The sequence below is a fragment of the Flaviflexus equikiangi genome, assembly GCF_014069875.1.
Classification (GTDB): domain Bacteria; phylum Actinomycetota; class Actinomycetes; order Actinomycetales; family Actinomycetaceae; genus Flaviflexus; species Flaviflexus equikiangi.
This window is the reverse complement of the sequence record NZ_CP059676.1, coordinates 1,029,988-1,052,350: the sequence shown is the minus strand read 5'-3', so window position 1 is coordinate 1,052,350 and position 22,363 is coordinate 1,029,988. Positions and strand designations below refer to the sequence as shown.

The 22,363-nt window shown below is 64.2% G+C and carries 17 protein-coding genes and 4 tRNA genes; 11 read left to right on the top strand and 10 right to left on the bottom strand.

Annotated elements, in window-relative coordinates; genetic code table 11:
* Positions 1-3: 3 nt before the first annotated feature.
* From H2O75_RS04975 to thrS, 7 genes are read right to left on the bottom strand one after another with little or no spacing between them, the layout of a single operon-like run.
* Complete coding sequence (locus tag H2O75_RS04975) at positions 4-543, bottom strand: NUDIX hydrolase (RefSeq protein WP_259365318.1); 540 nt, start codon at positions 541-543, stop codon at positions 4-6.
* Positions 540-1,739, bottom strand: a complete 1,200-nt coding sequence (locus H2O75_RS10915; protein WP_259365317.1) for a PrsW family intramembrane metalloprotease — start codon at positions 1,737-1,739, stop codon at positions 540-542. Before H2O75_RS10915 ends, H2O75_RS04975 begins: the two co-directional genes overlap by 4 nt.
* Entirely contained in the window at positions 1,729-2,295 is a 567-nt protein-coding gene (locus tag H2O75_RS04970; protein ID WP_182174459.1) for a hypothetical protein, read from the bottom strand. Before H2O75_RS04970 ends, H2O75_RS10915 begins: the two co-directional genes overlap by 11 nt.
* Entirely contained in the window at positions 2,292-3,428 is a 1,137-nt protein-coding gene (locus H2O75_RS04965) for a glycosyltransferase family 4 protein (protein WP_182174456.1), read from the bottom strand. The genes H2O75_RS04970 and H2O75_RS04965 overlap by 4 nt, the downstream gene beginning before the upstream one ends.
* Positions 3,425-4,384 carry a phosphatidylinositol mannoside acyltransferase gene (locus H2O75_RS04960; RefSeq protein ID WP_182174453.1) on the bottom strand — a complete coding sequence of 320 codons (960 nt, stop codon included), beginning with the start codon at positions 4,382-4,384 and terminating at the stop codon, positions 3,425-3,427. Before H2O75_RS04960 ends, H2O75_RS04965 begins: the two co-directional genes overlap by 4 nt.
* Positions 4,384-5,007, bottom strand: coding sequence for a phosphatidylinositol phosphate synthase (pgsA, locus tag H2O75_RS04955; RefSeq protein WP_182174450.1), 624 nt, complete (start codon positions 5,005-5,007; stop codon positions 4,384-4,386). The genes H2O75_RS04960 and pgsA overlap by 1 nt, the downstream gene beginning before the upstream one ends.
* A gap of 8 nt (positions 5,008-5,015) precedes the next feature.
* Complete coding sequence (gene thrS, locus H2O75_RS04950; RefSeq protein WP_182174942.1) at positions 5,016-7,067, bottom strand: threonine--tRNA ligase; 2,052 nt, start codon at positions 7,065-7,067, stop codon at positions 5,016-5,018.
* Positions 7,068-7,296: 229 nt separating this feature from the next.
* On the opposite strand from thrS, the gene acs reads away from it, so the two are divergent.
* Positions 7,297-9,183: an acetate--CoA ligase gene (gene acs / locus H2O75_RS04945; protein WP_182174447.1), complete on the top strand. Its 1,887-nt coding sequence runs from the start codon at positions 7,297-7,299 to the stop codon at positions 9,181-9,183.
* 54 nt (positions 9,184-9,237) lie between these two features.
* Positions 9,238-10,059 (top strand): alpha/beta hydrolase, encoded by an 822-nt coding sequence (locus tag H2O75_RS04940; protein ID WP_182174444.1) that lies wholly within the window; start codon positions 9,238-9,240, stop codon positions 10,057-10,059.
* Between the two features lie 66 nt (positions 10,060-10,125).
* Here the strand turns inward: H2O75_RS04940 and H2O75_RS04935 are convergent.
* The 3 genes from H2O75_RS04935 to H2O75_RS04925 form a co-directional block, all read right to left on the bottom strand.
* A tRNA-Val gene (locus H2O75_RS04935) sits at positions 10,126-10,200 on the bottom strand.
* 9 nt (positions 10,201-10,209) lie between these two features.
* Positions 10,210-10,280: transfer RNA gene (locus tag H2O75_RS04930), tRNA-Cys, on the bottom strand.
* Positions 10,281-10,306: 26 nt separating this feature from the next.
* Positions 10,307-10,379 (bottom strand) — tRNA-Gly (locus H2O75_RS04925).
* A gap of 174 nt (positions 10,380-10,553) precedes the next feature.
* On the opposite strand from H2O75_RS04925, the gene H2O75_RS04920 reads away from it, so the two are divergent.
* The 9 genes from H2O75_RS04920 (at position 10,554) to treZ (ending at position 22,216) form a co-directional block, all read left to right on the top strand.
* Positions 10,554-10,628: transfer RNA gene (locus H2O75_RS04920), tRNA-Val, on the top strand.
* Positions 10,629-10,859: 231 nt separating this feature from the next.
* Positions 10,860-12,080 (top strand): toxic anion resistance protein, encoded by a 1,221-nt coding sequence (locus H2O75_RS04915; protein WP_182174441.1) that lies wholly within the window; start codon positions 10,860-10,862, stop codon positions 12,078-12,080.
* Positions 12,077-12,910, top strand: coding sequence for a hypothetical protein (locus tag H2O75_RS04910; RefSeq protein WP_182174438.1), 834 nt, complete (start codon positions 12,077-12,079; stop codon positions 12,908-12,910). Before H2O75_RS04915 ends, H2O75_RS04910 begins: the two co-directional genes overlap by 4 nt.
* Before the next feature lie 169 nt (positions 12,911-13,079).
* Positions 13,080-13,400: a SemiSWEET family sugar transporter gene (locus tag H2O75_RS04905; RefSeq protein ID WP_182174435.1), complete on the top strand. Its 321-nt coding sequence runs from the start codon at positions 13,080-13,082 to the stop codon at positions 13,398-13,400.
* Between the two features lie 3 nt (positions 13,401-13,403).
* Positions 13,404-14,441: a DMT family transporter gene (locus H2O75_RS04900; protein WP_182174432.1), complete on the top strand. Its 1,038-nt coding sequence runs from the start codon at positions 13,404-13,406 to the stop codon at positions 14,439-14,441.
* Between the two features lie 88 nt (positions 14,442-14,529).
* A complete protein-coding gene (locus H2O75_RS04895) occupies positions 14,530-15,648 on the top strand; it encodes a Swt1 family HEPN domain-containing protein (RefSeq protein ID WP_182174429.1) in 1,119 nt (372 codons plus the stop codon).
* Between the two features lie 124 nt (positions 15,649-15,772).
* The gene (gene glgX / locus H2O75_RS04890; protein WP_182174426.1) at positions 15,773-18,004 is read left to right on the top strand and encodes a glycogen debranching protein GlgX; all 2,232 of its coding nucleotides are present in this window, start codon (positions 15,773-15,775) and stop codon (positions 18,002-18,004) included.
* Positions 17,997-20,507, top strand: a complete 2,511-nt coding sequence (gene treY / locus H2O75_RS04885; RefSeq protein ID WP_182174425.1) for a malto-oligosyltrehalose synthase — start codon at positions 17,997-17,999, stop codon at positions 20,505-20,507. The genes glgX and treY overlap by 8 nt, the downstream gene beginning before the upstream one ends.
* Positions 20,504-22,216 carry a malto-oligosyltrehalose trehalohydrolase gene (gene treZ, locus H2O75_RS04880; protein ID WP_259365316.1) on the top strand — a complete coding sequence of 571 codons (1,713 nt, stop codon included), beginning with the start codon at positions 20,504-20,506 and terminating at the stop codon, positions 22,214-22,216. The genes treY and treZ overlap by 4 nt, the downstream gene beginning before the upstream one ends.
* Positions 22,217-22,363: the final 147 nt, after the last annotated feature.

Below are 22,363 nucleotides of genomic sequence, written 5' to 3'. Positions count from 1 at the left end.
CCCCTACTCCTCGCGGACCGTGTGGACGATCCCGTCCCAGCCGCCGCGCCAGCGGCGGGCCAGTGCCCCGATGCTGAGGGGATAGATGTGGGTTCCGGCCTCCTGGGCGCGCTCGATCTCCTCAACCTGCCACCAGGCGACACCGTCGAGGACGTCCTTCTCGAGGTCCGTCAGGCCGGCCGTGTTCCACGAGGCCGCCTCGGCCGCCTCCTCCGCGCTCACATGGAGGAGGAAGAACTGTTCGTACTGGCGCCGGTTCTCGTAGGTGAAGCGGAAGAGCGCGGTGCGCTGGAGGACGGGGCCGATCAGCCGTCGAGGATCGACCTCGAGACCGGTCTCCTCGAACAGCTCCCGTATCGCCCCGGCACGGGGATCCTCCCCGGGGTTGATCCCGCCGCCCACCGTGAACCACCACGCATGATCGGGATCCTCGAGATCGTGGCCCTTCATGAGGAAGAGACGGCCCTCCGGGTCGAGGAGGACGATCCTGGCGGCACTGCGCTCCAGGAGACCATCGGCCCCGGGAGTCCACTCCTCGCTCACCTGGCGCCCGCCATGAAGATCGCCCTCGCCTGCCCGATCGTCGCGAGAGTCTCCGCCTCGTCCCGCTGCGCCTGCGGTATCGAGATCGTGCGCAGGGCGGCACGCTGGCGGTTGAGCGCGAGATGTGTGGCCTCGTGCTGGAAACGGCTCATCGCATCCTTCGCGAGGGGACCGCGCGAGGCGGCCCATGCCCGCGCCTGCTTCCGTCCCGCCAACGAACCGAGCATCTCCACCTCGTGCGGCGCGAACCAGCCCGCCCGCTGATATTCGAGGAGGCGATCGCGGATGATGAGGGACTCGTCGTGGCGGAACCAGGCGATGAGGATCGCGGCCGCGATATAGCTCGGGACCTGCACGGCCAGGTAGTTGAAGGCCATGGAGCCGTCCCCGTAGGCCGCGATCGTGGCCCAGCCGTTGTGCATGAAATGGATCGAGGCGGCGATGAGGAAGCCCGGGATGAGGAGGGGAAGCGCCCACCAGCGGGAGGACATGTAGACGGCGAAACCGAGGAACATGCCGATGACGGCCGTGCAGAGGGGATGGAGGAGGGGTGAGGAGAACCTGGCGACAGCCACATCCGACAGGACATCGTAATACCGGGTGAAATAGAGGATGTTCTCCGTGAAGGCGAAGCCGAGCCCCGACATCGCCCCGTAGCAGATCCCGTCCAGGGGGCCGTTGACGTACTTCTTGAAGGCGATGAAGACGAAGACCACCCCGAGGCCTTTGGCAGCCTCCTCGACGAGAGGGGCGGACACGATGCTGCCCCACACGGAGGCCTTCGCCGCGTTGCCGGTGACGAGATAGAAGGACTCCGTCCATGCGGTGTTGAGCCAGGCGGAGATCGCGACGGCCACTCCCCCGCCCCACAGGAACATCGCTGCCATGAGCCACCTGGGCTCGGGCTCCCACGAGTCGATCCACCAGATGATGGCGGTGACGATCGTGACGGGGACAAGTGCGAGAAGCCCGGACCAGGCGGCCGCACGGGCACCCTGCGATTCGGTCAGCAGCGGCAAGACGATGAGGAAGCCCGCCACCCCGAGGACGACAAGGACGCTCACCATGATGATGAAACCGCGCGAGTGACGCTTGGGCAGCCGCCACGGCATGTGGGTCGCGACCGGGCGCGGGTTCGGGCCCGGTATCCACGGACGGTTCCCGCCCGGCATCGCCCCCATCGACCTACTCGTCATCCATGTCGACCGGTTGCGGCAGCGGAGCGCCCCCCGCCATCCGAGCCAGGCGGACGATGCTGTTCGATCGCAGGCGACGCGCCTGGTCGACGAACGCGTTGTGGAACCGCCGCGTCAGCTTCACGGCGGCTCGACTCTCCTCGAGGGCCTCGTGACCGGCCCTCTGCTCCTCCGTCAGATCCTCGAGTTCCAGGCCGTCGAGGACCAGGCGCAGCGTCCGGGACAGGTTCGATTCGGCTGTTGCTCGATCACCCTGGGAGAGGCTGCGATGTCCGGGACCGTCTTCGAGACCGTCAACGGCCACGGGACGGTGGGACTCCGCCAGGGCAAGCTGCGCCGCGTTCGCCAGGAGGATCGCACTGGCCACATCCAAAGCGCCCGAGGCCGCGAACTCCGTGGCCGCATTCGCGCGCTGGGTGAGGGCCTCGTTGAGGGAGAGGCGAGATTGGATGACGGTGCGATGGAGGCGGTCGAGCCTGCGCGCGTTGACGATCCAGACGAGTCCTGCGATGAGGACCGCGATGACAACGATGACGAGCAAGGATTCCCAGATCATCGGCCCCACCCTTCGATGCGATATCCGGCAGTCTTGACGGCGATGGAATAGACGGACAGGATCTGGGACGCGACTGTCGACCAGTCGTACCGCCACGCGGCCTTCCCCGCCTCCCGGACCACCGCTGCGCGTCTGTCGGGATCATCGAGAGCGGACACGATGACACGCGCCAGATCCTGCGGGTCTTCGCTGCGGAAGTGATCGCCGTACGCTCCGTGCTCGAGCACGGCCTGGAAGGCGGGAATGTCGGAGGACACGACGAAGGAGCCCGCACTCATCGCCTCGATGAGGACGATGCCGAAAGACTCCCCGCCCGTCTGGGGGGCGACATAGACGTCGACCGAGGACAGCATGGCGGCCTTGTCCTCTTCGGACACCGACCCGAGGAAAGACACCGCACTCGCGTTCTCGCCGAGAATGTCGAGGGCGCGAGAGTTGTCTCCCCGCCCCGCGACGAAGAACCTGGCCTTCGGGTAGGCGGCGAGTATCGGTGCGACGGCTTCCGCGAGGATCGGCAGTCCCTTGCGCGGCTCGTCGATGCGGCCGAGGAACCCGATTGTCGGACTGTCGGGCGTTCCCGTGAACCGTTCGTCCTTGTCCGAGACGAGGAAGTTCTTGACGCTCACACCGTTCGGGATCACGTAGGCATCCCCGCCCAGGTGTTCGACGGCGGTGCGTCGAGCCTCCTCGGAGACCGCGATACGAGCGCGTGTCTTCTCGAGGACGGGAACCAGCAGCGGGGAGGCGGTCGACAGCGCCTTCGAGCGGTCCATCGCCGTATGGAAGGTGGCGACGACGGGACATTCAGCGTTCATGAGCGCCAGCATCGCCAGTGACGGCACGAACGGCTCGTGGACGTGGAGGACATCGAATTCGCCGTGGGCGAGCCATTTGCGCACATGCCAGTTCATGCGGGGCCCGAACGCGAGCCTGGCAACTGAACCGTTGTAGGGAATCGGGATCGCGGCCCCCGTGGGGACGACGAAGTCCGGGAGGTCCGTCCCTTCACCCGCGGGTGCGATGACGGACACGGAGTGCCCGCGGCCGATCAGCTCCTCCGCGAGGTCACGGATATGGAACTGCACTCCGCCGGGAACATCCCAAGAGTAGGGGCAGGCGATACCGATCTTCACGCTGTCTCCGCTCGTTTCGCTCTCACACGGTCCATGTCCACATCATCAACATAGACCTTCTGAAGCATGTGCCAGTGGACGTAGTGCTCGCGCAGCCACGGCCCCACCGCATCCATCCACTCCTGGCACATGCGGGCCACATCGGCGCTCTGCTCCGCCCTGCTCGCATCCGGACCCACCGTGGGAACGATCGGATCGAACACGTCGAGATGGCTGATCCAGGGAGTCCCGGCACGGGAGCGCTCCTCGCCCGACACCTTGACGTGGCGCATCATGATCGGTACGAACGGGCGTCCCGTCCGCACCGCGAGGAGAGCCGGCCCGGGGGCGATGAGGAGGCGGTGGCCGAGAAGGGTGACCTCCACGCCCGAGGCCGTGAGGTCACGGTCCGCGAGGAGCGGCAAGAGAACGGGTTCGGATGCTTCGCGGACGAGGGACTCGAACACGGACCCGTTCTTCACCGCAAGATAGATCGTCATGCCCAAGCTGGTGCGATAGTCGAGAAAGCCCTGCGCCATGCGGGGGTCTGCGAGCTTCTCTGCCACCGTCACGACGTGGGCGAGATTCTTCTCGGACCAGGCACCGGCCACGTCCCAGTTGCCCGTGTGCATGAGGGCCGCGGGCACGGCCCGTCCGCCCGCGAACTCGGACCTCAGATAATCGTCGGGGACGAGCCGAACGCGGTGGGAGAGCTTCTCCTGCGGGATCGTGGGGGCTGCGAACATCTCGTAGTAGTAGCGCATATAGTTGCGCATCCCCGTCACAGCGGCTGCCTGCAGCTTCATCCCGGACAGGTCAGGGTCGAGGCGCCGATAGTTCTTCTTCAGCTGCCTGACACCGCCGCCGTTGGCCAGCGCGGCGCACGTGCCCGCCACGTCGAAGACGGCCCGCCCCAGCGGCTCGGGAGCCTTCTCGACGAAGCGCTGCGCAAGAGTGAACAGCCGGTAGAAGTCCATCAGAGAGCCTCGCCCTTGGCCTGCCGGTAGACGGTCGCCATGCGCTGGATCACCGTGACGAAACCGGCCGCGGAGAGGAGCCAGACGGCCACCAGGAGCCACCAGTCCCCCCACTCCATGCCGACGAAGAACGTCGCGGTCAGGATGACGGCGAGCCGGTCAGCACGCTCGGCGATGCCGATGTTCGCGCTGTACCCGAGGGACTCGGCGCGTGCCCGGGCGTAGGGCACGATCGCGCCCATGAGCAGTGCGACGATGGAGCCGAGGGCGATCCAGTGCGCGATCGACTCGTCGGCGTGCCAGATGGCCCAGATGGCGACGGCGATGAAGATCGCACCATCCGCGAACCTGTCCATCGTCGAATCGAGGAACGCACCCCACGTCGACTGCGTTCCCGTCAGGCGGGCGATCTGGCCGTCCAGATTGTCGAAGACGACCACCGCGAACGTCGTCCAGGCGGCCGCCGTCAGGTGATCGGTGGGAATCAGCCAGAGAGCGACCGTGCAGGACGCGATCGTGCCGACGATCGTCACCGTATCGGCTGAGATGCCGAGACGGACGAAGAGACGTGCGATGGGACCGAAGAGGAGCTGGCCGAGCGGCCGCCCTGAACGACTGAGCATGAGCGACCTTACTGGTTGACGCGATCGCGGACCTGGCGGACGATCTCCGCGACCGCCTCATCGATCGGCACGCCGTTGTTCTGGGAGCCGTCACGGTACCGGAACGACACTGCATTGCTCTCGGCGTCCTCCCCTCCTGCAATGAGGACGAAGGGCACCTTCTCCTTCGCGGCGTTGCGGATCTTCTTCCCGAAACGATCATCGCTCCGGTCGATCTCGACACGGATGCCCTCGGCGCGAAGCTTCGCGGCCACGCCCTCGAGGTAGCCCTCGAAGGCCTCTGCGACGGGGATGCAGGTGACCTGGACTGGCGCGAGCCAGGCCGGGAACGCTCCGCCGTAATGCTCGACGAGGACACCGAAGAAGCGTTCGATCGAACCGAACAGCGCACGGTGGATCATGACGGGACGCTGACGGCTTCCATCCGGGGCCGTGTATTCGAGCTCGAACAGGTCCGGCTCGAAGAAGTCGAGCTGGATCGTCGACAGCTGCCAGGTGCGACCCAGCGCATCCTTCGCCTGGACGGAGATCTTCGGGCCGTAGAATGCGGCCCCGCCCGGGTCTGCCACGAGCTCGAGACCGGATTCTGCCGCGACCTCTGCGAGGGTGCGGGTCGCCTCCTCCCACGTCTCCTCATCGCCGACAGACTTCTCGGGATCGCGCGTCGAGAGCTCGAGATAGAAGTCGTCCATCCCGTAGTCGCGCAGCAGGTCGAGGACGAAGCCGAGCAGGCTCGCGAGCTCATCCTTCATCTGTTCCCGCGTCGTATAGATATGAGCATCGTCCTGGGTGAAGCCGCGCGAGCGGGTGAGACCGTGCACGACGCCCGACTTCTCGTAGCGGTAGACGGTGCCGAACTCGAACAGGCGCAGCGGCAGTTCGCGGTAGGACCGCCCGCGCGAGCGATAGATCAGGTTGTGCATCGGGCAGTTCATGGGCTTCAGGTAGTAGTCCTGGCCCTGCTTCGTCACGTTGCCCTCGGCGTCGCGCTCCTCATCCATGTGCATCGCCGGATACATGCCATCCGCATACCAATCGAGGTGCTTCGACGTCTCGAAAAGGTTCTTCTTCGTGATGTGGGGAGTGTGGACGAAGGAATAGTCTGCCTCGAGGTGGCGCTTGCGCGAATAGTCCTCCATGACCATCCGCACCATCTCACCCTTGGGGTGGAAGACGGGCAGCCCCGATCCGATCTCGTCGGGGAACGAGAACAGGTCGAGTTCGGTGCCGAGCTTGCGGTGATCGCGCTTCTGCGCTTCGGCGATGCGATTCTGGTAGGCGAGGAGCTCATCCTTCGTCGGCCATGCCGTCCCGTACACGCGCTGCAGGCCATCGTTGCTCTGGTCTCCACGCCAGTAGGCGGCGGAAGCTCGGGTGAGGGCGAATCCGTTGCCGAGAACCTTCGTCGTCGGCACGTGGGGGCCGCGGCACAGATCCTTCCACGCGACGTCCCCGTTCCTGCGCACATTGTCGTAGATCGTGAGCTCGGCGCCGCCGATCTCGATCGATGCGCCTTCGGCAGCGTCCTCCGCGTCGGCGAAGCCGAGAAGCTCGAGCTTGTAGGGCTGATCGGCCAGCTCCGCGCGCGCCTCCTCCTCGGTGACGACCCTGCGGCGGAACGACTGTCCCTCCTTGACGATCTGCTTCATGATCTTCTCGATCGCCTTGAGATCGTCGGGCGTCACGGGATCGATGTTCCCGAAGTCGTAGTAGAAGCCGTCGGTGATGAAGGGGCCGATGCCGAGGTTGACGTCCGGGTTGAGCTGCTGCACGGCCTGGGCGAGAACGTGGGTGGCCGAGTGGCGGAGAATGTTCAGGCCGTCCTCTTCCGTGACATCGACACCGTCGACGACCGTGCCCTCGGCCAGCGCGGCCAGGTCCGTGTCGAGGTCCTTCAACTCTCCGTCGATGCGCAGGGCAACGATGGTCCTCTGCTTCTGGTAGCGGACGAGTCCTGACGTCGATTCGTCGATCTGTTCCGGTGAGCCGTCGATAACGAGCTTGGGCACGGTTATTCTCCATTCGATTGTGTGCGCACATACGGCGGTACGCACGGTCATCATCATACCCATGCCCGGGGGATGGGCTTCGCGTGAGCGCCACACCCCGCGGCCACGCCTCCGCCCGTGCCCTGTCCTCACCAGTTCGTGGCGGGTGCCGCCACACTCCTCGGCTGTCCGTTTTGCGAGGAGTGGCACGGTTTGTCCGACGGCCGAGAAATAATTGCTCGATGTGGAGACATCGGTCACATGATCTGGCATTGTAGAGCCCAACAACGAAGGGAGTTCAATGTCGAACGAACGCGAAATCTACGAGCCCTCACCCGAATCTTCAACAGGATCGTGGGCAGAGAACTGGGAAGCGCTGCACGATCATGCGGCACACGATCTCGAGGGATATTGGGCGGAGCGAGCATCGGAGCTCGTCTGGTCCAAGCCGTGGGACCGAGTCATCGACGACTCGAACAAGCCGTTCTTCAAATGGTTCGTCGGCGGGGAGACAAACATCGTCACCAATGCTGTCGACCGTCATATCTCTGGGCCCAGGAAGAACAAGCTTGCCCTGCTGTGGCGTTCGGAAGACAACAGGGAGACGAGGACGTTCTCCTACTTCTCACTCAACCGGGAAGTCGTCAAGATGGCGAACATCCTCAAGGCGATGGGAGTGCAGAAGGGCGATCGGGTGACGATCTATCTCCCCCGCATCCCCGAAGTGGTCTTCGCCATGCTGGCCTGTGCGAAGCTCGGGGCCGTCCACTCGGTCGTCTTCGCCGGATTCTCAGCAGATGCTCTGTCGTCCCGGATCGACGACTCGGAGTCGAAGCTCGTCATCACGGCCGACGGATCGTGGATCAACGGCAACGTGTTCCCCCTCAAAGACATCGTCGATGAGGCGGTGCGGTTCTCCCCCACCGTCGAGAACGTCATCGTCGTCCGCCGCACCGGCTCCGAGGTGCACATGGACAATACTCGGGACCACTGGTATCACGATCTTGAATCCCTCCCCATCGCCCGCGGGGCCTGCGAGACGGTCCAACTCGACTCCGAGCATCCCCTCTACATCCTCTACACGTCCGGCTCGACCGGGAAGCCGAAGGCGATCCTCCACACGCATGGCGGATACATGGTGGGAACCTACACGACCCTCAAGCACACCTTCGACATTCGCGAAGAGGACAGGTTCTGGTGCACGGCCGATGCTGGCTGGGTGACAGGCCACTCCTACGTCGTCTACGGTCCCCTCCTGACGGGCGCGACAACGTTCATGTACGAGGGCGGCCCCACCTACCCTCATCCGGACCGCTGGTGGGAGCTCATCGAGCACTACGGCATCACCACGTTCTATACGGCACCCACCGCGATCCGCTCCCTCATGCGGTTCGGCGATGCGTGGGTGAACCGGCACGACCTGTCGTCCCTGCGACTGCTCGGCTCTGTCGGCGAACCCATCAACCCGGCGGCATGGGAATGGTTCTACGACGTCGTCGGCGGCGGGAAGGCGCCGATCATGGACACGTGGTGGCAGACCGAGACCGGCATGTTCCAGATCACGGGCGTCCCTGCCATGCCGCAGAAGCCCGGCTCTGCGGGCATGCCAGTCTTCGGCCAGGACGCGGAGATCGTCGACGAGCACGGCGATCCTGTCCCGGACGGCACGGAGGGCTTCCTCACGCTGAAGAACCCGTGGCCTGCGATGGCACGCACCCTCTACAAGGACGATCAGCGGTTCATCGACACCTACTGGTCGACCTATCCGGGACGCTACATGACCGGGGATTCCGCCAAGCGTGACGAGGACGGCTATTTCTGGATCATCGGCCGCACCGACGACGTCATCAAGGTGTCGGGGCACCGGTTGGGCACGGCCGAGGTCGAAGCTGCGACGAACTCCCATCGCGCCGTCTCCGAATCCGCTGCCATCGGCATCCCCCACGAGGTGAAGGGCAACGCGATCCACTCCTACGTCGTCCTCAATCAGGGATACAGCGGGGATCGCGACCTCATCGAGGAGCTGCGGGCCCACATCGCCCAGCACCTCTCCCCCATCGCCAAACCGGACGACATCGAGTTCGTCGACAAGCTCCCGAAGACGCGTTCGGGCAAGATCATGCGGCGCGTCCTTCGGGCACGAGCATTGGGACAGGACGAAGGCGACCTGTCGACGCTCGACGAATAGGGCGCCCGCCCACGCGATTCAGGCGCCCGCCCACGCGATTCAAAGGAGAATCACATGCCAGAACGAATGCACCCGTCGTTCGATGGGACGAAGCTCTTCGTGCGCCGGGATATCCCCGACATGCCGAAGGCGATCGTCCTCATCGTCCACGGCCTGTGCGAACACCAGGGCCGCTATGACGACATGGTCAGGGCCCTCAATGACACCGGAATCGGTGTCTACCGCTTCGACCACCGCGGCCACGGCCGCTCGGAGGGCGAACGCACCTACTTCGCGTCGTGGGATGAGCCGATCGACGACACGAACGCCGTGCTCGATCTCGCGATCGAGCAGAACCCGGACCTGCCGATCTTCCTCATCGGACACTCGATGGGCGGATATGCTGTCGCCGGGCACGGCCTGAAGTATCCCGGACGGGTCGACGGCGTCGTCACCTCCGGCGCCGTCGTCTACGATCATCTCCGCTTCTTCGCGAACATGCCGAGCGGGCAGGATCCGCACACAAGGCTCCCCAACGAGCTCGGAGACGGAGTCTGTTCCGTCAAAGCAGTCAAGGATGCCTACGCTGCCGACGATCACAACTCGACGACGTTCACGGTGGGCCTGTGCTATGCGATCAGAGACGGTCTCGCCCACATCGCAGAGAACATCGGATCCTATCGCGAGCCGATCCTCCTCCTCCATGGCGAGAAGGACTCACTCGTGTCACCGCGAGACTCCATGACGATGTTCGAGAACATCTCCTCGGAGGACCGCCAGCTGAAGATCTACGGGAATCTCTTCCACGAGATCTTCAACGAGTACGCCCGCGACGAGGTCATCCAGGACGTCAACAGGTGGATTCTCAATCGCGCCTACGCGAAACACTTGTTGTAACGGGAGTGCCGGAACAACCCTCCGGCATAAAAAGATCAGGCCCCGAGATTTCTCTCGGGGCCTGCCTGGTGGGCGATACTGGGATCGAACCAGTGACCTCTTCCGTGTCAGGGAAGCGCGCTACCGCTGCGCCAATCGCCCTCGCTTGCGAGGTGGGTACGGGATTCGAACCCGTGTACACGGCTTTGCAGGCCGTTGCCTCGCCTCTCGGCCAACCCACCGTGTGAAGCCTTCACAGGCTTCCCGGAGCGGACGACGGGATTCGAACCCGCGACCCCCACCTTGGCAAGGTGGTGCTCTACCAGCTGAGCTACGTCCGCGTTACCTTCCGGCTTCCCGGCGGTGCTCAATAAATATAGCCAGAGCGCCGTGCCAATGTCCAACTGGCGGGGTGTAGCAAGCGTCACCCTCCAGTTCCCCACTTTAGCCGATTCTGGTTTGGTTAACGAGAGAAGAATTCGTTATCCTACAAGTCGCGGCCCACAGCGGGCCTCGGGCGATTAGCTCAGTGGTAGAGCGCCTCGTTCACACCGAGGAGGTCACTGGTTCGAACCCAGTATCGCCCACCATCACCCCGATTCGCCCTGGCGAGTCGGGGTTTTCCTTCGGCGCGGCGCGGACGCGCGTGGGACATGAGGACGCGGGTGGGACATATGGAATACGAGAACGTTCCGGATCCGAGCGCCGCGCTTACACGCTTGCTTCTGTCGCCGGCCACGATCTCGACCATCAAAGCGTCCTCCGTGCGTGATAAACAATGAGAAAATGAGTTATCTTGCTCGAACGGAAGGAATGACGGCATGTCGAATCCCCTGGACCTTGGTGAACCGAACTCGGCTGCGGAGCGGCCCTTCGTGCTGGAGGCTCCCGCGCCCGTCACCGATGTCGCCGTCCATCAGCCCGAGAAGGTCGGCGGGTTGATCCTTGTCGACGCCGACGCACAGGCCAAGCATGCGGATACGGCACAGCGGTTCGTCGACGACCTGCTGTCGACTGATCTGCAGAGCCCCGACTTCCAGGCGAAGCTGGATCAGCTCACCAGGCTCGGTGAGGGCACGATGAGCCAGGCATCCGCCTCCGCCTCGCGCATGCTCAGCCGGCCGGCAGCCTTCGGCTCATCGGGCAACGACCCGGCGTCCCGCACCGGCAACACGATCGAGGAGCTGCGCCAGATCGTCACGGATCTCGACCCGCAGCGCCACGACCTGACGGGAGCGAAAAGGATCTTGAAGTTCCTGCCTGGCGGGAACTCGGTCGAACGCTATTTCTTGAAGTACGAGTCAGCACAGTCCCACCTCGATGCGATCACGAAGTCCCTCAAGGGTGGGCAGGACGAGCTGCGCCATGACAATGCCGAGATCCAGACGGAGCGCGACGCCCTGTGGGAATCGATGGGCTATCTCGCGAACTATGCGGTTCTCGCCGGTCATCTCGGAACGGACATGGAGCGACGCATCGACGATCTGCGCCGGAGCGGGAAGACGGACGAGGCGACGACGCTGGAGACGGAAGCCCTGTTCTATGTTCGCCAGCGCCACCAGGACCTCATGACTCAGCTCGCCGTGTCAGTCCAGGCCTACCTGGCGCTCGACGTGGTGAAGAAGAACAATGCCGAACTCATCAAGGGCGTGGATCGCGCCCTCGATACGACCCTGTCGGCCCTCCGTGTCGCCGTGATCGTCGCGCAGGCTCTCGCGCAGCAGAAGATCGTGCTCTCCCAGATCGAGGCGCTCAACTCGACGACATCGAACATCATCGTGTCGACGTCCGAGATGCTGCGCACCCAGGGGACCGCCCTGCATGAGATGGCGGCGAAGGCGACGATCGATCCCGCGAAGCTTCAGCAGGCCTTCGACAACGTCTTCCAGGCCCTCGACGAGATCGACCGGTTCAAGGTCGAGGCGACGAAGTCGATGAAGATCACGACTGCCACGCTCGAGGATCAGGTCAATCGTTCCCGTTCGCAGCTCGAGAGGAGCCACGCCACGGACGTGGCGACAGATCGGAGGGCGCCGCGATGATGGCGTCCCTCAAGACCGGGCTCAAGGCCATGGCCGCAGTGTTCCTGTGGCCGCTGTCCGCGTTCTCTTTCCTCTTCGTCGGAGTCGTTGCCAAGGATCGCAAGATCATGGCTGAGGGCGCGCTCTATGCCGGAGTGTTCCTCGTCGCCGTCAGCCTGCCGACCCTGCAGGTCCTCGGAACGGCGGCCGCCTTTATCGGCCTGGGTTCGATGGCGGCAGCGGGAATCAGGTCCTACCAGTACCGCCACCTGTGGTTGACCAGCCACAGGCGCCCCGTGGTCCGCCCGGTGGTCACGCCTCCCCAGCCGATCCGGTACGTGACGCCGACAGTGACGACGCCGGTCCCAGCCCAGCCTCCCGTGTCGGCCCAGCCTCCCGTTCAGGCCACCGACACCGCTCGCGACCTCGGTTCGGCTCTCACCTGGGTGGTGTCACGAGCGAAGCAGAATAAGCATCGTCTGCCGGGAGACGCCTACGTGACGATCCTCGAGCTCTGCCAGACACTCGACAGCATCGTCGACGCCGAAGCCCACCGCACCGTTCCGGACGCCCGATTCGAGTACGAACTGAATGCGATCGTCCGTGACTACCTGCCGACGGTTCTGCGCAACTATCTGGCCATACCTGCCGATCTCGTGGGTACCCCACTCCCGAACGGACGGACACCCGATGAGGAGCTGATCGAGCAGCTCCGGCTACTCGACGGGCAAGCCGACTCTCTTTACAAGGCACGCCACGGCAGCACCTCGGCAGATCTGTCGACCACGGGGAACTTCTTGAGGGACCGTTTCGGCCACCGCACGAACTCTTTCGACTTCGGCATCGAATAGCGGGGCCGCCTCAGGCGCTGTGGGCAGACACACCACCATGTCGCGGCCCTGTCAAGATACGATAGGAATCGATTGATGGTTTGCGAAGGAGCCCGTCCCGTGGCTGAGGCTCTCGCGGACGTATGCCGGGAAGAACCAGCCTACATTCGGTTCTCGAAGGAGTCTCACTATGTTGTCTTTTCTCACGGTTGCCACGACCGTGTGGGGTCTTGTCATGGCGCTCGCGCCGATCCTGCAGATCCGTCTCATGATTCGCACGAAGGATTCCTCGAGCGTGTCCCTCGTCTGGATGATCATCCTCGTCATCGGCTACCTGCTCTGGTTCTCGTATGGGATCGCGAGCGGTTCCGCGCCCCTCATCATCGCCAATACGGTGTCGAGCATCGTCGGCACCGTCATGCTCATCGTCATCCTCCGCTACCGGGAGAATCCCCAGACGCTGGCACGTCAGCGCGTCCAGAAGGTTCTCGCGGAAGACGAAGCCGCGTAGAGCATGCGGCGCGCCCAGATCTTTGCGCTCGCAGCCGCGGCGCTCTATGCGATCAGCATCCCGGTCTCGGCGGTGCTCCTTTCCCACCTTGACCCCTACACGATCTCGGCGTTCCTCTACCTGGGCGCGGGCGCGGGGATGATGGTGGTCCGTGCGGTCAGCGGCGGCTCCCGCGCAAGACAGAGAGTGTCGGCCCCCGACCTACCGTTCCTCGTCGCCATGGTCGTCCTCGACATCGCCGCACCGCTCCTTCTCCTCTTCGGGCTGCAGCGCTCACATCCAGCGAACGCTTCCCTGCTCAACAATGCCGAAATCGTTGCGACCGCGATGATCGCTCTCGTCGTCTTCGGGGAGGCGATCAGCCGGCGGCTGTGGATCGCCATCGGCCTGATCCTCGCAGCGTCGGCGGCGCTCAGTTTCGACGCGGGCTCCCTGTCGTTCTCGACCGGTTCGATCCTCGTCCTTGCCGCTGCAGCGTGTTGGGGTCTGGAGAACAACTGCACGCGCAGGCTCTCCCACTATTCGAGTACGAATCTCGTCATCGTCAAGGGCTTCGGCTCGGGACTGGGCGCCCTCCTCGTGGGACTGGCTGCCACGGGTTCGGTCGCGGTCTCCCCCATGGTCATCCCCGTCGCTCTCCTCGGGTTCGTCTCGTACGGATTGAGCATCACCCTCTACATCGCGGCGCAACGCGATCTCGGCGCCGCGAAGACGAGCGCCTTCTATGCGGTGTCTCCCTTCATCGGCGTCGTGCTGTCTCTCGTCATCTTCCGGCAGGCCCCCGAGTCCGGCCTATGGATCGGGATGATCCTCATGGTCGGCGCAACCTACTTCCTTGTCACCGACACGGTCGGCGTCCAGCATTCCCACTCGCACACCCACACCGCGATCCTCGAGCACTCCCACGGCGCGATGAGGCACACCCACGAGGTGGAGGTTCTCCACTCCCACCTCCACGCCCACGCCCCCGGGAGGGATGACGAGCACGATCACGAGCATGTCATCCGCGAAAGTGACATCGTCGCCCATTCACACGACTGACGTATCGCCCCCAAAGAGTGTCCGGCCCTCCACCTATCCTGAGGGGGACCAGTCACAGGCAAAGGTGCCCGTGATCCACGGACAACATATGAGCTTCAACCCCAGCCTGTCCGTCAAGGCCACGCTCGATCATCTCTCACGGCGCCTCGATCCCATCATCGCCAGGCGCCTGGCTCCGCACCTGAATGGGCTTCCGTGGACGGCGGTCCTCGATGCTCTCGATGCTCTCGATGATCAGCGGAACTATGCTCGGACGTTCCGGTGCGAGACAAACGACCTGCACGCGCAGCTTCGGATGCTGACGGAACGGCTGGGCACGCTCGGGTACCCCTTCGATGACACGGCACGATTCGTGAGCACCACCGGAAGCAAGCTCCGCATCATCCGGAACGTCAGCGCGCACAACGGCGAGCTCTCGGTCGGTGACGCGTTCCGCGCGAGCGACGACGCGGTCGAGCTGCTCAAATTCTTCCGCGATCATGACGGCGCCGCCGAGGTGGAGAGCCTGCGCCGCGAGGCGCTGCAGGCACTCGCAGCGGAGGAGGGAGTCTCCGTCTCCGAGGCAGCGGAGGATGCCGCGCTTCCAGCGCTCGATACGGGAGACGAGGACGAGGAACTGGAGGACGGGCCCGTCACTCCGAGCGAGGATGTGCTCCATCGAGCACCCGGCCACGAGTCGCAGATCCTCGGTGCGACGCGCGCCATCTACGAGCCGTGGACGGTGGTGCCCGTCGGTCACAGCGATGTCCTCGACAACCTGCGCACGCGGCGCGCCTACCAGCAGGTGAGGTCTGTCGCGACCGAGATCGTCACGTTCGAGGGACCGATCCACATGAATAGGCTGACGCGCCTGACGGGATACTCGTTCGGGATGAAGAGGCTGACGGTCAAGAGGCAGAGGCAGATCGCCCACCAGGTCCATAAAGCCGGCCTCTACATCGATGAGGACAGGTTCGTGTGGCCGAGAGAGATCGATCCGAACAGCTGGTCGGAATTCCGTCCCAACGACAACGAGGCAGGCCGGCATTTCCTCCAGATCAGCCCCGTCGAGATCGCCAATGCCGGGCTTTTCATCCGAACCCGCCATCCCGAGCTGACCGAGCGGGAACTGGAGGATGCGATCCTGCAGACGTTCGGGAAGAAGCGGCGGGGAGCAGCAGTCATGGATCACCTGGAGGTCGCCCAGGAGATCATGGCGCAGTCCTGAGAACGTGCGGCGGGAGGGCGACAGCCGTCTTCCCGCCGCCTTCTCACCTGGGGAGATGGCACCGGCGCTACGCCGAGAACACAACAAGTCGGCACCGCCTGCCCGTTCATGACATTCTAGGACCATGGAAATTTGGCCTGGACATCCGTACCCCCTTGGAGCCACGTATGACGGCTCGGGTACCAATTTCGCTATCTACTCATCCGTCGCTGAACGCGTCGAACTGTGTCTGTTGGACGACGACAAGAACGAACAGCGCCTCGAACTGACCGAGGTCGATGCCTACGTGTGGCATGCGTACGTCCCGGGAATCCGCCCCGGCCAGCTGTACGGCTACCGTGTGCACGGGCCATATGATCCGCCGAACGGCCACAGGTGCGATCCGTCGAAGCTGCTCCTCGACCCGTACGCGAAAGCGATCGACGGTCACGTCGAGAACTCGTCGGCCGTGTTCTCCTACTCTTTCGACGATCCGTCCCAGCGCAATGAGGAGGATTCTCTCGGGCACACGATGGTGTCTGTCGTCGTCAACCCGTTCTTCGACTGGGGCCACGATCGTCCCCCGGCCCACGAATACCACAACTCGGTCATCTACGAAGCCCACGTCAAGGGCATGACCATGCTTCATCCGGACGTCCCGGAGGATATGAAGGGCACGTACTCCGGCCTCGCACATCCTGCCGTCATCGAGCATCTCGTCGATCTGGGTGTGACTGCGATCGAGCTCATGCCCGTCCACCAGTTCGTCAACGACACCAACCTTCAAGACAAGGGACTGTCGAACTATTGGGGCTACAACACGATCGGCTACTTCGCCCCTCATAACACGTACGCCTCGTACGGGACGCGCGGGGAACAGGTCGATGAGTTCAAGGCGATGGTGAAGGCCTACCATGAGGCCAACATCGAGGTCATCCTCGACGTCGTCTACAACCACACGGCCGAGGGCAACCACATGGGCCCCACCCTGTCGTTCCGCGGCATCGACAACGCCTCCTACTATCGCCTCGTCCCGGGCGATGAGGAGCACTACTTCGATACGACGGGCACAGGCAACTCCCTGCGCATGTCCTCCCCTCATTCGCTCCAGATGATCATGGATTCGCTGAGGTACTGGGTGACGGAGATGCACGTGGACGGGTTCAGGTTCGATCTCGCCTCCACGCTTGCCCGCGAGCTCCACGCGGTCGACAGGCTGTCCGCGTTCTTCGACATCATCCAGCAGGATCCCGTGATCTCCCAGGTCAAGCTCATCGCCGAACCCTGGGACGTCGGCGAGGGCGGCTACAACGTGGGCGGGTTCCCGCCCCTGTGGACCGAATGGAACGGGCAATACCGCGACACGGTCCGCGACTTCTGGCGGGGAGAGCCGTCCGTCCTGTCCGAGCTCGCCTCCCGCCTCACCGGCTCTTCCGATCTGTATGAGCATTCGGGCCGCCGTCCCATGGCCTCCATCAACTTCGTGACCGCCCACGACGGCTTCACGATGAGGGACCTCGTGACGTACAACGAGAAGCGCAACGAAGCGAACGGGGAGGGCGGCGCCGACGGCGAATCCCACAACCGGTCGTGGAACTGCGGCGAAGAGGGCCCCACGGACAACCCGGAGGTGCGCGATCTCCGCATCCGCCAGATCCGCAACTTCCTCACCACGCTCCTGATCTCGCAGGGCGTGCCCATGATCTCGCACGGGGACGAGCTGGGGCGGACACAGCAGGGCAACAACAACACGTACTGCCAGGACAACGAACTGTCCTGGGTGGATTGGGACCTGTCCGAGGAGCAGACCGAGATCCTCGAGTTCACGAAGACGATCGTGAACTTCCGCCACGACCATCCCGTCCTGCGACGGCGCCGCTTCTTCGCGGGAGACTCCGGCCACGGGGGCGAGTCCGAGTTGGGCGAGATCGAATGGCTGGTTCCCAGCGGCGAACGCATGGAGGACGAGGACTGGAACACGTGGTTCGCGAAGTCCGTCATGATCTACCTCAACGGGGCCGCGATCACGGAACCCGACCAGCGCGGGGCGAAGGTCGAAGATGACGATCTCCTCGTCCTCATCTCGGCCGACGCCTCCGATATCGACTTCACGATCCCGAACGAGAGCTACGGACTGACGTGGCATGAGGCGATCAACACGGCCAACCCCGTCGTCGAGGAACGTGTCTACGGGCCCGGCGATACCTATACGGTGACGGGACGATCGATCGTCATCCTGCGCCGCCCTGCCGAGGTGCGCGATGAGGAGCGTGCCCAGCTCGACGAGCACGGCACGGAAGCCAAGCAGGACAACGCAGTGACAGCCCCGTCGGTGACGGAGCACGGCGAGGAGACGGAGGGCGAGCTCGATGCCTGATCGCCACAATCATTCCCACACCCCGAGGGAGGGCAGGCGCCAGCCGGTCTCCACCTACCGGCTCCAGCTCGGCCCGGACCTGCCGTTCTCGCAGGCACGGAAGATTCTTCCCTACCTGTCTCGTCTCGGCGTGACGGACGTCTACTGCTCCCCGATCCTCCAGGCTGCGCCCGGCTCGACGCACGGATACGACGTCGTCGACCATTCGAGGATCTCGGATGTCATGGGCGGAGAGCGATCGTTCAAGCGGTTCGCCGACGAAGCACACGAGCTGGGGATGGGAGTGATCGTCGATGTCGTCCCGAACCACATGGCGGTGCCTACTCCCCTCTATCTCAACAAGGCACTGTGGTCCGTCCTCAAAGAGGGCCCGGATTCCGAATATCGGGACTGGTTCGATATCGAGATCGAGGAGGACGGCGAGGGTGTTCTCATGCCGATCCTGGGCACGAGGATCGGCACCGCTCTCGCGGAGGGCACGATCACGCTCGACACGGTCGTCGTTCCCGGTTTCGAGGACGAGGGCGAACAGCATGTGCTGCGCTACTTCGATCACATCTTCCCCGTGCGCGAGGCCACCGAAGCGCTTCCGCTCGCTGACCTGCTCGAGCGCCAGTTCTACCGCCTCGCCTACTGGAAGGTCGCCAACGAGGAGCTGAACTATCGCCGGTTCTTCGACGTCGATACTCTCGCCGCCGTCCGGGTGGAGCGCGACGAGGTGTTCGAGGAGACGCACCGGCTCCTGCTCAAGCTGTTCCGCTCGGGACACATCGACGGCTTCCGCATCGACCATCCCGACGGTCTTGCCGACCCGCGAGGCTACTTCCGTCAGCTGTCCGATGCGACGGACGGTGCATGGATCGCCGGGGAGAAGATCCTCGACGGGGACGAAGAGCTGCCCGGGGACTGGCCGATTGCCGGGACGACCGGGTACGACTCGGCGTGGCGCATCCAGGCCCTCCAGACAGACCCGGCCGGCATTGTCACTCTCGGAAGCATCCTTGAGGACATCACGGGCGACTCGGGAGGAGACCTGGCGCGGATCATCATGGAGGGCAAGGAACAGATCATTGCGGAGTCCCTCTTCACCGAGGTGGACCGTCTCGCCCAGATCCTGTCCGACCTGTGCCGCTCCGACGTGCGCCTGCGCGACCACACGTTCAGGTCGCTGCGCGAATGCCTCGTCGCCCTGATTTTGGAGATGGACAGGTATCGGGCCTACGTCGTGCCCGGGGAGCGCCCCGCACCCCAGGCGGAGCGTGCCCTGCGCGAGGCGGCGGACCGTGCGAAGAAGCGCCTGCAGGAGGACCGGCATGAAACCCTCGACATCGTCGTGGAGCTTCTTCTCGGTGCCGAGATCGGCTCAGCGGGGAGAACCCACGAGGCGAAACGCGCGGAGCTCATCATTCGTTTCCAGCAGGCCTGCGGCCCCGTCATGGCGAAAGGCATCGAAGACACCGCTTTCTATCGGTGGACTCTTCTCGTCTCGTCCTGCGAGGTCGGGTCCAACGCCGCCATGCCGACCTATTCGGCTGACAACATGCACGACTGGGTCCAGCGCACCATGCCCTCGTGGCCGGTGACGATGGCGGCGGGCACCACCCACGACACGAAGCGCGGGGAAGACGTCCGCGCCCGCATCGGCGTCCTCTCCCAGTTCGCAGCCGAATGGCAGGAGCTCCTCGACGAGCTGCGCGAGATCGCGTCACGTCAGAGACCCGCAGGGCTCAACGGCCGCATCGAGAACCTGCTCTGGCAGACGATCTTCGGCACATGGACCGATCAGGGTCCCATCGGTCATGAGCGTCTCGTCCAGTACCTGGAGAAGGCGTCCCGCGAGCAGAAGATGTGGACGACGTGGACGGAACCGGACGAGGACGCCGAGCAGGCCCTGTTCATGTTCGCGCGATACATCATCACGGATGAGCGTCTGATCGCGAAGATCCAGGAGTTCTATGACCTGACCACTCCCGCGTTCCGCTCCGCGCTGCTCGCGGCGAAGACCATCCAACTCACCCTCATCGGTGTGGCCGACAACTATCAGGGCGAAGAGGTTCTCCAGAACTCCCTCGTCGATCCTGACAATCGCAGGCCCGTCAACTATCGGGAGCTCGGCGATCTCCTCGAGAAGCTCGATGAGCACGGCCGCGGCAGCCATGCGTCCCTCGATGAGGAGAAGATGTGGCTCGTCTCCCGGATCCTCCGCCTGCGCCGAGACATGCCTGAGGTGTTCGTCGGGCCCGGCGTCGGCTACCAGCCGCTGCCTGTCACGACCGGACATGCCTTCGCCTTCGCTCGCACTCTCGGGGGTGACCCGAAGGTCGCGGTCGTCACGGAACGCCTCCACACGGGGATCACCTCCGGCGGGGACCACACGGTCGTCCTCCCGGACGGCACGTGGACCGACATCCTGACCGGCAAAGAGTACGAGGGCGGAAGCATTGTGCTGACAGACCTGCTGGCGGTGCTTCCCGCCGCCGTCCTGAGAAAGGAAGACGCGTGAGAATCTGGGCACCGAAAGCGACAACGCTGGACCTGCTCGTCGGGGGAACCGACTGGGCTGAGGGAAAGCCGATGGAACGCATCCCCCTCACGAGGGATGGTGATGAGTGGGATGTTCCCGAGCTGCCGCACGGCACCGCGTACGGATTCTCGATCGATGGCGGGCCGCTCCGGCCCGATCCGGTAAGCGCGGAGCAGCCCTGGGGTGTGCACGGGCCTTCCCGTGTCTTCGACACGTCGACTCTGGCGTGGACGGATCACGGCTATGAGGGTGTCGATGCTCGGGGCGCGGTGCTGTATGAGATGCACGTGGGGACGTTCACGCCGGACGGCACCTTCCATGCCGCGATCGAGCACCTCGACCACCTGGTCGAGCTCGGCGTCGACATCATCGAGCTCCTCCCCATCGCTCCCTTCCCGGGTGATCGGGGCTGGGGCTATGACGGCGTGAGCTGGACAGCCGTCCACGACGTCTATGGGGGGCCTGCCGGCCTGGCGGAGTTCGTCAACGCCTGCCATGCGCGCGAGCTCGGCGTATGCCTCGACGTGGTCTACAACCATCTGGGCCCGGACGGCAACTATCTTGCCGAATTCGGTCCCTACTTCACCGACAAGCACGACACACCGTGGGGGTCGGCAATCAACGTCGACGACGACGGGAGCGAGGGCGTCCGGGAGCATATCCTCGCGTCGGCACGGCGCTGGTTCACTGACTTCCACATCGATGCTCTCCGGCTCGATGCCGTCCACGCGATCATGGACGACTCCCCCATCCACATTCTTGCCGAGCTTGCGAATCAGACGCAGGCGCTGGCTGGTGAACTGGGCCGTCCCCTCCGCCTGATCGCCGAGTCGGATCTCAACGATCCTGCCGTCATCACCCCCGTCGACGAGGGCGGTTGGGGTATGGACATGCAGTGGGCGGACGACGTCCACCACGCCCTCCACAGCTACTTCACGGGAGAGACGCACGGCTACTATGCGGACTTCGATGATGAGGGGGCTCTCGAGAAGGTCTACCGCGGCGCCTTCTATCACGACGGGACCCACTCGACGTTCCGAGGATCTTCCTGGGGACATGAGGTCCCTGCTTCGATCGACGGTCACGCCTTCGTCGTCTACGACCAGAACCACGACCAGGTGGGCAACCGTGCGGTCGGAGATCGCCCGCGCTTAACCGAGGTCGAGTCTCTGTCCTCTCTCGCGCTCGTCCTCCTCTCCCCCTTCACCCCGATGATCTTCCAAGGGCAGGAATGGAACTCGACGTCCCCGTTCGCCTTCTTCACGGACCACAACGACGAGCTTGGCCCGCTCGTCTCGCAGGGCAGGCTCAACGAGTTCGCCACTCACGGCTGGGAAGACATCTACGGGGAGGACTTCCACGTTCCCGACCCGCAGGCTCTCGAGACGTTCACGGGCTCGAAGCTCGACTGGGCAGAGAAGGCAGAGAACGGGCCCGTCCTCGAGTTCGTCAAACACCTCATCCAGATCCGCAAGGGTGAACCGTCCTTCGCCTCCCCCGACAGGGCAGCAACGCGCCTGGAGAGCCTCGGCGAGCGTCAGCTCGTCCTCCACCGGCATTCGTCCCGCCTCGTCATCAACCTGTCCGATGAGGCCGTCAGCGTCCCGGCCGGTGAGCTCCTTCTCACCTACGGCGACGTATCCTCCGACATCACGGTGGGTCCAGGCTCCCTCGCTGTGATCCGCTAGGAGCACAGATCCTGGATTCCCCGGTGACAGGTCACCGGGGAATTCTATAGCCAACATCGACTGGCCTCGACGTGCGCGTCGTTGACCGAACGCACACGACATCACCGCCTGTTCTTGAGACAACAGGGCCGCAGTGTTTACTGACCG